We start from the raw sequence: 11,691 nt of genomic DNA, 5'->3' as shown, positions 1-11,691 counted from the left end.
CCCGGGTCACCGGCCGGCCCCCGGCCGTACCCACACCTGGACCGACGCCGGTCCGGGCAGCGCCGGCAGGGGTGGCGGTGACGATGCTCCGCTACCTGCTGCGTCGGCTCGGCTGGCTGGTCGGCTCGCTCTTCCTCGCCGGCTCGGCGGTCTTCTTCCTGCTCCGGGTGCTCCCCGGCGACCCGGCCGTCACCCTGCTCGCGGTCGGCTCGCCACCGGAGCAGATCGAGGCGATCCGGCACCAGCTCGGCACCGACCGCCCCCTGCTCACCCAGTACGGCGACTGGTTCGGCGGGCTGCTCACCGGTCACCTCGGCGACAGCCTCTTCACCCGTACGCCGGTGCTGGACCAGATCCTCGACCGGTTGCCGGTGACGCTGCCGCTGGCACTGAGCGCGTTCGTCGCCTCGATCCTGGTCGCCGTACCGGTCGGGGTCTTCGCCGCGCTGCGCCGCCGTAACGCCACCGGCGTCGCCGTCTCCGGGCTGGCCCAGCTCGGCATCGCGCTGCCGATCTTCTGGGTCGGCATCGTGGTCGTCTGGCTGGTCGCCGTCCAGGGGCGGCTGCTGCCGCCCGGCGGTTTCCCGCGTGCCGGTTGGCAGGAGCCGGGCGCCGCCGTGGAGTCACTGGTCCTGCCGGTGCTCACCCTCACCATCGCGCAGGCGTCACTGCTGGTCCGGTACGTCCGCTCGGCCACCCTCGACGTACTCGGCCAGGAATATCTGCGTACCGCCCGGTCGCTCGGCTACAGCCTGCCGAGGGCGTTGTGGCGGCACGGGTTGCGCAACGGCGCCGCCCCGGTGGTGAACGTACTCGGGGTGCTGCTCGCCGGTTCACTGATCGGCACCGTCGTGATCGAGAGCGTCTTCGCCCTGCCCGGCCTCGGCAGTCTCCTGCTGACCAGTGTGAAGTCCCGGGACCTGCCGGTGGTGCAGGGCACGGTCTTCCTGATGACCGGAACCGTGCTGCTGGTCGGTCTCGCCGTCGACCTGCTCCAGCGGCTCATCGACCCCCGACTGCGAGGTCAGGCGTGACCGTACCGTTGCTGGAGCCCACCACCGCGCCACCGGACGCTCCGGTCGCGGCCGGTCGTCGTGCGCGCCGGGGCTGGTCGCCGTCGCTGGTCGCCGGGGCGGTGCTGCTCGGCCTGATCCTGGCGCTCGCCCTGGTCAGCCTGGTCTGGACGCCGTACGCGCTGGACCAGGCCACCCCCGGCGGCCGGCTCGCCGGGCCGTCGGCGGAGCACTGGGCCGGCACCGACCGGCTCGGCCGGGACCAGTTCACCCAGCTCATGCTCGGTGCCCGGACCGCCGTCTGGGTCGGGACCGCCTCGGTCGCGGTGGCGTTCGCGCTCGGCCTGCCGCTGGGTCTGCTCGCCGCCTCCGCCGGCCGGGTCGCCGACGACGCGGTGATCGGCGTGATCGACATCCTGATCGCCTTCCCGACGCTGCTGCTGGCGATGCTGCTGGTCACCGTCTACGGCGCGTCGACCCTGGTGGCGATCATCGCGATCGGCGTCGGGGTGAGCGCCGAGGTGGCCCGGCTGACCCGGATCTCGGCCAGCCGGATCTTCACCCAGGACTACGTACTCGCCGCACGGACCTCCGGCACCGGACCGATCATGATCCTGGTCCGGCACGTGCTGCCGAACATCTGGCACACCCTGCTGGTCCAGGCCACCCTGGCGTTCGGCGTCGCGGTGATCGCCGAGGCGTCGCTGTCGTACCTCGGTCTCGGCACCCCACCGCCCGCCCCCTCCTGGGGCCGGATGCTCCAGGAGGCCCAGCCGACGGTGAGCGTCGCACCCTGGAACGTGCTGCTGCCCGGCATCGCGGTCGCGATCGCGGTGATCGGCGTCAACCTGCTCGGTGACGGCCTCCGGGAAACCCTCGACCCGCAGCTGCGCCGCCAGCGGCGTTCGGGGGCGAAACGATGAGCATCCTCACCGCCGAACAGCTCACCATCACCCTCGACGACCGCCCGCTGGTCCAGAACATGTCCCTCGAACTGGACGCCCGGGACCGGGTCGGCCTGATCGGCGAATCCGGCTCGGGCAAGTCGTTGACCGCGCTCGCCCTGCTCGGCCTGCTGCCCGAGGGCATGCGGGTCAGCGGCCGGATCACCGTCGACGGCCGGGACCTGGTCGGTGCACCGGACCGCGACTGGCGACGGGTACGCGGCAACACCGTCAGCATGGTCTTCCAGGAGCCGTTGACCGCGCTCGACCCGCTGATGCCGATCGGTCGCCAGATCGCCGGCCCGCTCCGGCTGCACCAGGGCCTCAACCGGGCCGACGCGCAGACGCGCGCGGTCGAATGGGTCCGGCGGGTCGGTCTGCCCGAGGCGGACCGCCTGGTCCGGGCGCTGCCGCACGAGATCTCCGGCGGCCAGCGGCAACGGGTCGCGCTGGCGATGGCACTCGCCTGCCGGCCGAGGGTGCTGATCGCCGACGAGCCGACGACCGCGCTCGACGTGACCGTGCAGGCGCAGATCCTGGCCCTGCTCGACGAACTGATCGAGGAGACCTCGGTGGCGTTGCTCTTCATCAGCCACGACCTGCCGGTGGTGGCCAAGCTGGCGCAGCGGCTGATCGTGATGCGCGACGGTCGGGTGGAGGAGTCCGGTGCCACCGACGACGTGCTGCGCCGCCCCCGGTCCGCGTACGCCCGGCACCTGGTCGCCAGCGCGGCCCAGGTGACCCGCCTGGCGGTTGGGACGGTTCAAGAATGAACACACCACTGCTCGCCGGTCACGCGTTGACGCGCCAGTACCCGGGTCGCCCCCGGCCCGCCCTCGACCAGGTCGACGTCAGCGTCGACAGTGGTGTCAGCCTCGGCATCGTCGGCGAGTCCGGTGCGGGCAAGAGCACCCTGCTCCGCCTCCTGCTCGGCGTCGACCGGCCCACGTCGGGTGCGGTGCTCTTCGGCGGGCAGCCGTTGGGCCGGGTGCCCCGGCGCGACTTCCGGCGCCAGGTGCAGGTGGTCTTCCAGGACCCGCGCTCGTCGCTGAACCCCCGGATGTCGGTCGCGTCGATCGTCGCCGAACCGCTGCGCTCCCTGAAGATCGGCAAGGACCGGGCGGAACGGGCCGACCGGGTCGCTGAGGTGCTGACCGCCGTGGGGCTGAACCCCGACGACGGCCGGCGCTACCCGCACGAGTTCTCCGGTGGGCAACGGCAACGGATCGCCATCGCCCGGGCGCTCGCCCCGTCACCGAAGCTGCTGCTGGCCGACGAACCGGTCAGCGCCCTCGACGTCTCCGTACGCCTCCAGATCCTCGACCTGCTGCGCGGACTCGTCGACACACTCGGTCTGACCCTGGTGCTGGTCTCGCACGACCTGGCGATCGTCAGCCAGCTCTGCCAGCAGGTGATGGTGATGCGCGACGGCCGGGTGGTCGAGGCCGGTCCGACCGCGACCGTGCTGGAACGGCCGACCCAGGACTACACCCGCGCGCTGCTGGCCGCGATCCCCCAACTTCCCGCTGATCTGGCTGTCCCGCTCCCGGACGGGGCGGCGCTTTCGACTGCGCTTTCGAGTGCCCGGACCGAGGAGACGCAATGACTGTCGACATCGATGTGACCAGCGAGAACTTCGCCGACGAGTGGCGACGCTGGCACGACCAGCGGGAAACGAATGTCTCCTCCCCCGGCGGTGACCTGACCCTGACCGGCACCAACTGGATCTCGGACGAGACGGTCATCGAGGGCGTGCCGGGGCGCTGGTCGGTCGAGAACGGTGTGGTCCGGGTCAGCGACGCCGACGGGCTCACTGTCGACGGCGAACCGGTCACCGAGGCGGTCATCCGCGACGGCCAGTGGCTCGCCGTGGGTGACGTGGCGCTGGTCATCATCCGCCGGGGCGACGACACCGCCGTACGCACCTACGACCCGCACGCCGAAGCGGTGCGGAACTTCGCCGGCATCGAGGCGTTCGCCCCCGACCCTGCCTGGGTGATCACCGCCGAGTTCCGCCCGGCCGAGGTGGACCGCACCGAGAACGTGGTGCACACCAACTCGGGTCGCGAGGTCGACTACCAGGTCATCGGGACGTTCTCGTTCAGCGTGGACGGTCACGAGGTCGAGATGATCGGCCTGGACACCGGTCACGTCGGCGAAGCGCACATCACCTTCCGGGACGCGACCAGCGGCAAGCAGTCGTACGCCGCTTCGCGGTTCCTGTTCGTGCCGCTGCCGACCGGACCGGGGCCGGTGACGCTGGACTTCAACCGGGTGGAGCTGCCGCCGTGCGCCTTCTCCGACGCCTTCATCTGCCCGCTGCCGCCCCGCCAGAACATCCTCCCCTTCCCGGTGGAAGCCGGCGAACAGCGCATCCGCGAGCACCTGTAGCGGGAGGTGAATCGCCTACCTGGCGTGTCTGCCAACGTCGGTGGGGTCGGTCGCCAGCCGCTCGAGAAGCCTCCAGAGTCCGTACAGGCCACCGGGAATCAGAACTGAGATCAGGAGTCCGACAGCGAACTCCGGGGGCGATTCGGCCGAAAAGAGCAGCCACCCGACCAGCACAGAGTCCAACGCGAGCGACGCCAGGAACAGGGCACGCACGATTCTGATCAATCCGCGTAGCGCTTTCATCCTGGATCCGATCCCGTTGTCGAGCGCCACTGTCCGTTCCTCTCTGGTACACAGCAAAAACATGGCAGAGCATGCCAGGTCACAACAGCCCGTCAAGATGATTCGGTCCTCGTTCTCGCAGCCGCACGCCGGGAGCCCGGCGGGTCCAGCCGAGGAACCTGGCGAACAGTTCCGCCGGGTCGGGACCGGGGTTGGGAGATAGACGGTAGAGGTCGGCAGCTGCCTCGTGCAGGACCGTCGAGAGGTAGATGGCGAGCGAGACGCGGTCGTGGGCGTACTCGTGCCAGAGGCGGAGACGGGCGGGGGCGCAGGGCCACGGGGAGGCGCAGGTCCGGCAGATCCAGAGCGGGCGCAGCGGGAGGTGCTGGCGTTGCCGGAGCGGCGGCGCGGTCACCAGCGACCGCCGTTGGCCCGCCAGCGTTGAGCGGGGGTGGGGTAGCCGGGGCGCCCGACGCGAGGGTTAGCGACGGTCAACGCGTCCCAGTTCGGGCGATTGTCCCGGTCAGGGCGGACGGCAGGACCGGACTGCGGCTCGTACGGGACGGGCGTCCGGCGGTCGGGGCAGGACGTCCAGCGCAGGCCACAGGAGCACCAGCGACGGAACCGACGCCAGGTACAGCGGTGGACGGGTGCCAGGGGGATCGGTTTAAGCGCTCTCCGCAGGGGCATACCGACGAGCTTGGCAAGGGGTTGACAAGTAGTCAACCCCCCTATTGACAACTTGCCTACCCCCGTTCGTCGGATGGTGCACCGATGCAGGTGATGGCGCTCGCTGAGGTGGCAGATCTTCTCGGAGTCAGCCGCCAACGAGCCGCGATCCTGGTCGATCGCGCTGACTTCCCCGCGCCGATCGCCAACCTCACCGTGGGACGAATCTGGTCGGCGGCGGACGTGCAGGCGTACGCGGAGAAGCGCAAGCAGCGGTTGGACGGATCCGGCTCAAGCTGATTCGTTCAGGCCGCCCAAACTCGAAAAGGTAGGCGGTAACCGGTCCGCAACCACGCCTGACGTAAGCGTCCGCAGGGCGCCATGATCGTCAGGTGTTGTGCCGCCTCTTGCACGGCGTGTCGGGCGGCAGAGCACCTGACGATCATGCAACCCAAGGCTGATGTCAGGCGTTGCCGTAGAGGCCGGTGAGGGTGCCGGTGCGGATGGCCGCCGCTTCGATCGCCTTGCGGGCTTCGCCGGCTTCGGTGCCGGCGGACAGGCCGATCTTCTGCTTCAGGGCGTACACAGTGAACTGGTAGTGGTGTACGCCGCTCGGCGGGCAGGGCGGCGCCCAGGTCGGCCCACCGGCGGAGTTCGACGCCTGGAGCAGATCAGCCGGCAGGTCACCGGCCGGGATCTCCCTGCTGGTGGCCGGGATGTCATAGGCGATCCAGTGCACGTACGTGAAGCCCGGCGCGTCCGGGTCGTCCACGATCAGCGCGAACGCGACGGCCTCGCCGACGTCCCCGGACCAGGCCAGCGGTGGCCGCTCGCTGCCGCCGTTGCAGGTGTACCGCTCAGGTATCCGCTCACCTTCGGCGAAAACCGAGCTGGTGACCGTGATCGTTCTCGCCGGATTGGCGGCCGGCGTCGGATTCGCCACCGTCGTCGGAGTGGCCGCCACCTTCGGATCGACCGTCGGCATTGGATAAACCGGCGACGCCTGCCCGCATCCGGTCAGCAGTGAGGCGACCACCACCAGTACGATCAGGCTGGCTGTCCGGGTCACCGCCCGTCGCCGGCCTCCATGCATGGGCTGCCCTGGGTCCACAACCGACCGCTGCCCCATCCCCCGTGTCCTCTCCCCCGTTGACGTGGCAACGCTGCGTACATTGACGAAGCTACCGGGACCGACCGGGTCGCGAAGCCCCGTGAGCAGCGGCCGAACGTCGTAACACCTGCGCAACCTGCGACTGGCACGATCCACGATGTTCGCTCCCCTGTCCGGAGGTACGGCATTGTTCCTCACCCGACACGAGCAGGACCGGTTGCTCATCCACGTCGCCGCCGACGTCGCCTGGCGTCGCCGCGAGCGTGGGCTGCGACTGAACCACCCCGAGGCGACGGCGGTGATCACCGCGTTCCTGTTGGAAGGAGCGCGCGACGGCCGCAGCGTCGCCGATCTGATGGACGCCGGGCGGCATGTGCTCGGCCGTGAGGACGTGCTCGACGGGGTGCCCGAGATGCTGCCCGAGGTGCAGGTGGAGGCGACCTTTCCGGACGGCACGAAGCTGGTCACCGTACACGACCCGATCTCCTAGGCAGGGGTCCGTCGCGGCCCGTTGGGAAGGTGGACCACATGATCCCGGGCGAGGTGCTTCCGGGTACGGGCGACATCGTGATCAATGCCGGTCGGCCGGTGCTGACGCTGCCGGTCACCAACACGGGCGACCGGCCGGTGCAGGTCGGCTCGCACTACCACTTCGCGGAGGCGAATCCGGCGCTGGAGTTCGACCGGTCGGCGGCCTGGGGGCACCGGCTCGCCGTACCGGCCGGCACGTCGATCCGCTTCGAACCGGGCATCGACCGTACGGTCGACCTGATCCCGCTAGCCGGCGCCCGCATCGTCCCCGGCCTCCGCGCCGCCTGCGCCGGCCCCCTGGACCCAGTCGTTGATCATGAAGTTAGCGCGGAATCCGGGCCCGGAAGCGGCGCCAACTTCATGATCAACGGGGCGAGCGGCGGGGCGAGTGGCGGGGCGAGTCGGTGAGCGGGTTGGATCGGGGGCGGTACGCGGCGCTTTACGGACCTACCACCGGGGACCGGATCCGGCTCGCGGACACGAACCTGCTGATCGAGGTCGAGCAGGACCACTGCGGCTACGGCGACGAGGCCGTCTTCGGCGGCGGCAAGGTGATCCGCGAGTCGATGGGCCAGTCGATGGCGACCCGGGCCGAGGGCTCCCCGGACACCGTCATCACCGGCGCGGTGGTGCTCGACCACTGGGGCGTCGTCAAGGCCGACGTCGGCATCCGGGACGGTCGGATCGTGGCGCTCGGCAAGGCCGGCAACCCGGACACCATGGACGGGGTCCACCCGGCCCTGGTGATCGGTCCGGGCACCGAGATCATCGCCGGCAACGGCAAGATCCTGACCGCCGGTGGGATCGACACTCACGTACACCTGATCTGTCCGCAGATCCTGGAAACGGCGCTGGCCAGCGGCATCACCACGATCATGGGTGGCGGCACCGGCCCGGCCGAGGGAACCAAGGCGACCACGGTCACCCCGAACGCCTGGTACCTGGCCCGGATGCTCGCCTCGATCGACCCGTGGCCGGTGAACGTCCTGCTGCTCGGCAAGGGCAACACGGTCCGCGAAGAGTCGATGTGGGAACAGTTGCGCGGCGGTGCGGGCGGCTTCAAGCTGCACGAGGACTGGGGCACCACACCGGCCGCGATCGACGCCTGCCTGCGGGTCGCGGACGCCTCCGGGGTGCAGGTGGCGATCCACACCGACACCCTCAACGAGGCCGGTTTTGTCGCCGACACGCTGCGCGCGATCGCCGGCCGGTCGATCCACGCGTACCACACCGAGGGAGCGGGCGGCGGGCATGCGCCGGACATCATCACCGTCGCCGCCGAACCGAACGTACTGCCGTCCTCGACGAACCCGACCCGGCCGTACACCCGCAACACCCTCGACGAACACCTCGACATGCTGATGGTCTGCCACCACCTGAACCCGACGGTGCCAGAGGACCTGGCGTTCGCGGAGAGCCGGATCCGACCGAGCACCATGGCGGCCGAGGACGTGTTGCACGACCTCGGCGCGATCTCGATGATCGGGTCGGACGCGCAGGCGATGGGGCGGGCCGGCGAGGTCATCCTCCGCACCTGGCAGACCGCGCACGTGATGAAGGCGCGGCGCGGGGCGCTCCCCGGCGACGGGGCCGCGGACAACCTGCGGGCCCGACGGTACGTCGCCAAGTACACGATCTGCCCCGCCGTCGCGCACGGCATCGATGCCGAAGTCGGCTCGGTCGAGTCGGGCAAGCTCGCCGACCTGGTGCTCTGGGACCCGATCTTCTTCGGCGTACGCCCACACCTGGTGCTCAAGGGCGGCATGATCGCCTGGGCGCAGATGGGTGACGCGAACGCCTCGATCCCGACCCCGCAGCCGGTGCTGCCCCGCCCGATGTTCGGCGCGTACGGTTCCGTGCCCGCCGCGACCAGCCTGGCGTTCGTCGCACCGGTCGCGATCGAGCAGAACCTCGGCGAGCGGATCGGCCTCGGCCGGCGCCTCGCCCCGGTGGCGGACGTACGGTCGCGGGGCAAGACCGACATGCCGCTCAACGACACGCTCCCCCGGATCGAGGTCGACCCGGACACCTTCACCGTACGGATCGACGGCACCGTGATCGAACCCGAACCGGCGACCGAACTGCCGATGGCCCAACGCTACTTCCTCTTCTGACCGCCATGTCCTCGCTCGCCACGCTCCTGGTCCTCGCCGACGGTCGGCTGCCGGCGGGCGGACACGCCCACTCCGGTGGGCTGGAGGCCGCGGTGACCAGCGGCCGGTTGCGGGACCTGGCCGGGCTGGCCGAGTTCCTGCGCGGGCGGCTCGCCACCACCGGCCGGGTCGGTGCGGCGTTCGCCGCCTCGGCCTGCGCCGGACGGGTGCCCGCCGCCGAACTCGACCAGGGCCTCGACGCGCGTACGCCCTCGCCCGCGCTGCGTCGCGCCTCCCGGGCCCAGGGCCGGGCACTGCTCCGCGCCGGCCGGGCGATCTTCGGGACCGTCGTGTTGCCGGCGGAAACGCCACCCGCCGGGCCGCACCAGCCGGTGGCGTTGGGACTGGTGACGGCCGCCGCTGGGCTCGGGCCGACCGAGGCGGCGGTGGCCAGCGCGTACGGCGCGATCAGCGGCCCGGCCAGTGCCGCCGTACGGCTGCTCGGCCTCGACCCGTACGCGGTCCACGCCCTGCTCGCCGGCCTGGCCGGCGAATGTGACCGGCTGGCGGCCGACGCGGCCGGCCGGGTCGACGAACCGGTCGACGACCTGCCCGCCGACTCCGCGCCCCTGCTGGAGATCGGTGCCGAACTGCATGCCAGCCAGGAGGTGCGTCTCTTTGCGTCCTGACCAGTCCGCCCAGTCCCAGACCGACGGCGGTACGCCGCACAGCCACCGTCCGCAGGAAACGCCGCACACCCATCCTGATCCGAGGGTGGACCCGCACCCACCGCTGCCCGACGCCCCGGCCGGCGGCACCCGGGCGCTGCGGGTCGGGATCGGCGGACCCGTCGGCTCGGGCAAGACCGCACTGGTCGCCGCGTTGTGCCGGACCCTCGCCACGGAACTGCGGCTGGCGGTGGTGACCAACGACATCTACACCACCGAGGACGCCGACTTCCTGCTCCGGCACGGGGTGCTGCCGGCCGAACGGATCCGGGCGGTGGAGACCGGCTGCTGCCCGCACACCGCGATCCGCGACGACATCTCCGCCAACCTGGACGCGGTCGAGGAGTTGGAGACGACGCTCGGGCCACTGGACCTGGTGCTGGTGGAGAGCGGCGGGGACAACCTCACCGCGACCTTCAGCAAGGGGCTGATCGACCAGCAGATCTTCGTGGTCGACGTGGCCGGCGGCGACAAGGTGCCACGCAAGGGCGGGCCCGGGGTCACCGGCGCCGACCTGCTGGTGATCAACAAAACGGACCTGGCACCGCTGGTCGGGGCGGACCTGTCGGTGATGGAACGGGACGCGGCGGCCCGTCGCGGCGACCTGCCGACCGTCTTCCTCTCCCTGGTACGTGACCCTGCGGCGACCCCGGTGGCGCAGTGGGTGCGTACGCTCGTCGCCGCCCACACCCGAGACCGCTCCATCGACGCCCCGCCCGCTCACGTACCAGCCCGCGACCTGCGGCAACCGGCCCCACGCTGATGCGGTCGACGGCCCGGATCGTGGCCGTCGCGGACGGCGCGCGGGGCACCCGGCTGGCGGAACTGCACGGCGAGGCGCCGCTGCTGCTCCGCCGGACCAGGGCCGTCCCGACCGACGACGGCGAGGTCCAGGTGCACCTGGTCGGCGGGGCCGCCGGCCCGCTCGGCGGCGACCGGTTGCGGATCGAGCTGACCGTCGGCGCCGGAGCGCTGCTCTGCGTACGGTCCGTGGCGGCGTCACTGGTCCTGCCCGGTGCCGGCGGTGAGCGGTCCCGGCTGGAGGTGACCGCCCGGGTGGAGGCGGGCGGGCGACTGCGCTGGCTGCCCGAACCGCTGATCGGGGCGGCCCGCTGCGACCACCTCTCCCGATCCGTCCTGGAGCTGGCCGACGGCGCCGCCCTGGTCTGGCGGGACGAACTGGTCTGCGGGCGACACGGCGAGCCGGTCGGCGACGTACGGATCGACACCACCCTGCGCTACGGCGGACGTACGCTGCTCCGCAACGAACTGGCGGTGGGCCCCCGCGCCCCGGGCTGGTCCGGGCCGGCCGGACTCGGCGCCGCCCGGGTCACCGGTTCGCTGCTCCTGGTCGACCCGACGTGGGCGGTGACCGGGCCGCCCGGACCGGCGCCGCTCGGACCGTACGCGGCCCGACTGCCGCTGGCCGGCGGGCCGGCGGTGCTGCTCAGCGCGACCGGCGCAGACCTGGCAACGGTTCGCGACGCCCTGGACGGGTCACGGGTCGGGGCTTCTCTTTCGTCCGGGCGGGAAGGGAAATAGGGTTCGCGTTTGGATGCGGGTACGGGCGGCGGTCGAGGAGTGGACGCATGGTGTGGATTCTGTTGGCCGGCGCGATCCTCAGCGAGGTGACCGCGACCATCGCCCTGCGGATCTCCAACGGGTTCTCGAAGCTGGTTCCGTCGGTGATCGTCGTCGTCGGCTACCTGATCGCGTTCGGCCTCCTCGCCGAGGTGCTGAAACGGGGCATGCCGGTGGGTGTGGCGTACGGGGTCTGGTCGGCGATCGGCGTGGCCCTGGTCGCGGCGATCGGTGCCGCGTTCCTCGGCGACAGCCTGACCTGGATCCAGGTCGGCGGGCTGGTCCTGGTGATCGCCGGAGTGGCGGCTCTGGAGCTGGGCGCGCGTCACTGACGGTGTCGTCTCGGAGAGCCCAACGACCGTCCGCAATCGCCGGACCTGCACCAATGCTCCGCAGTACGGTGACCGA

16 protein-coding genes are annotated in these 11,691 nt (G+C 71.3%); 13 read left to right on the top strand and 3 right to left on the bottom strand.

The features are described 5' to 3' along the window. Positions 1-83 precede the first annotated feature (83 nt). Genes BDK92_RS29975 through BDK92_RS29955 form a run of 5 tightly spaced genes read left to right on the top strand, consistent with a single transcriptional unit; the run spans position 84 to position 4,348 of the window. Complete coding sequence (locus tag BDK92_RS29975) at positions 84-1,034, top strand: ABC transporter permease (protein ID WP_121162716.1); 951 nt, start codon at positions 84-86, stop codon at positions 1,032-1,034. Continuing rightward, positions 1,031-1,936, top strand: coding sequence for an ABC transporter permease (locus BDK92_RS29970; RefSeq protein WP_246017321.1), 906 nt, complete (start codon positions 1,031-1,033; stop codon positions 1,934-1,936). The genes BDK92_RS29975 and BDK92_RS29970 overlap by 4 nt, the downstream gene beginning before the upstream one ends. Beyond that, positions 1,933-2,730: an ATP-binding cassette domain-containing protein gene (locus BDK92_RS29965; RefSeq protein ID WP_121159771.1), complete on the top strand. Its 798-nt coding sequence runs from the start codon at positions 1,933-1,935 to the stop codon at positions 2,728-2,730. Before BDK92_RS29970 ends, BDK92_RS29965 begins: the two co-directional genes overlap by 4 nt. After that, positions 2,727-3,563 carry an ABC transporter ATP-binding protein gene (locus tag BDK92_RS29960; protein ID WP_121159770.1) on the top strand — a complete coding sequence of 279 codons (837 nt, stop codon included), beginning with the start codon at positions 2,727-2,729 and terminating at the stop codon, positions 3,561-3,563. Before BDK92_RS29965 ends, BDK92_RS29960 begins: the two co-directional genes overlap by 4 nt. Beyond that, positions 3,560-4,348 (top strand): DUF1684 domain-containing protein, encoded by a 789-nt coding sequence (locus BDK92_RS29955; RefSeq protein ID WP_121159768.1) that lies wholly within the window; start codon positions 3,560-3,562, stop codon positions 4,346-4,348. Before BDK92_RS29960 ends, BDK92_RS29955 begins: the two co-directional genes overlap by 4 nt. Positions 4,349-4,363: 15 nt before the next feature. Here BDK92_RS29955 and BDK92_RS29950 read toward each other — a convergent pair whose 3' ends face one another. After that, positions 4,364-4,621, bottom strand: a complete 258-nt coding sequence (locus BDK92_RS29950; protein ID WP_147457157.1) for a hypothetical protein — start codon at positions 4,619-4,621, stop codon at positions 4,364-4,366. 49 nt (positions 4,622-4,670) lie between these two features. After that, entirely contained in the window at positions 4,671-4,988 is a 318-nt protein-coding gene (locus BDK92_RS29945) for a hypothetical protein (RefSeq protein WP_425462324.1), read from the bottom strand. A 356-nt stretch (positions 4,989-5,344) separates the two neighbouring features. Between BDK92_RS29945 and BDK92_RS29940 the strand changes: the two genes are divergently transcribed. Next, positions 5,345-5,539 (top strand): helix-turn-helix transcriptional regulator, encoded by a 195-nt coding sequence (locus BDK92_RS29940; RefSeq protein WP_121159761.1) that lies wholly within the window; start codon positions 5,345-5,347, stop codon positions 5,537-5,539. A gap of 163 nt (positions 5,540-5,702) precedes the next feature. Here BDK92_RS29940 and BDK92_RS29935 read toward each other — a convergent pair whose 3' ends face one another. Further along, a complete protein-coding gene (locus tag BDK92_RS29935; protein ID WP_170208735.1) occupies positions 5,703-6,308 on the bottom strand; it encodes a YbhB/YbcL family Raf kinase inhibitor-like protein in 606 nt (201 codons plus the stop codon). 229 nt (positions 6,309-6,537) lie between these two features. Between BDK92_RS29935 and BDK92_RS29930 the strand changes: the two genes are divergently transcribed. The 7 genes from BDK92_RS29930 to BDK92_RS29900 all read left to right on the top strand — a co-directional run bounded on the left by BDK92_RS29930 (position 6,538) and on the right by BDK92_RS29900 (position 11,615). Next, on the top strand, positions 6,538-6,840 hold the full coding sequence (locus BDK92_RS29930; protein ID WP_121159758.1) for an urease subunit gamma: 303 nt from the start codon (positions 6,538-6,540) through the stop codon (positions 6,838-6,840). Between the two features lie 38 nt (positions 6,841-6,878). Beyond that, positions 6,879-7,289, top strand: a complete 411-nt coding sequence (locus BDK92_RS29925) for an urease subunit beta (RefSeq protein ID WP_121162714.1) — start codon at positions 6,879-6,881, stop codon at positions 7,287-7,289. Beyond that, positions 7,286-8,995, top strand: a complete 1,710-nt coding sequence (locus tag BDK92_RS29920) for an urease subunit alpha (protein WP_121159757.1) — start codon at positions 7,286-7,288, stop codon at positions 8,993-8,995. Before BDK92_RS29925 ends, BDK92_RS29920 begins: the two co-directional genes overlap by 4 nt. Positions 8,996-9,000: 5 nt before the next feature. Next, a complete protein-coding gene (locus tag BDK92_RS29915) occupies positions 9,001-9,663 on the top strand; it encodes an urease accessory protein UreF (RefSeq protein WP_121159756.1) in 663 nt (220 codons plus the stop codon). Positions 9,664-9,748: 85 nt separating this feature from the next. Next, entirely contained in the window at positions 9,749-10,465 is a 717-nt protein-coding gene (ureG, locus tag BDK92_RS29910) for an urease accessory protein UreG (RefSeq protein WP_246017592.1), read from the top strand. Positions 10,466-10,485: 20 nt separating this feature from the next. After that, positions 10,486-11,244, top strand: coding sequence for an urease accessory protein UreD (locus BDK92_RS29905; RefSeq protein ID WP_246017320.1), 759 nt, complete (start codon positions 10,486-10,488; stop codon positions 11,242-11,244). A gap of 47 nt (positions 11,245-11,291) precedes the next feature. Beyond that, the gene (locus BDK92_RS29900; protein WP_121159752.1) at positions 11,292-11,615 is read left to right on the top strand and encodes a DMT family transporter; all 324 of its coding nucleotides are present in this window, start codon (positions 11,292-11,294) and stop codon (positions 11,613-11,615) included. The last annotated feature ends 76 nt before the right edge of the window (positions 11,616-11,691 follow it).

Source organism: Micromonospora pisi, from assembly GCF_003633685.1.
GTDB classification, from domain to species: domain Bacteria; phylum Actinomycetota; class Actinomycetes; order Mycobacteriales; family Micromonosporaceae; genus Micromonospora_G; species Micromonospora_G pisi.
The sequence above is the reverse complement of the archived record's forward strand: the minus strand, read 5'-3'. Positions and strand labels throughout refer to the sequence as shown.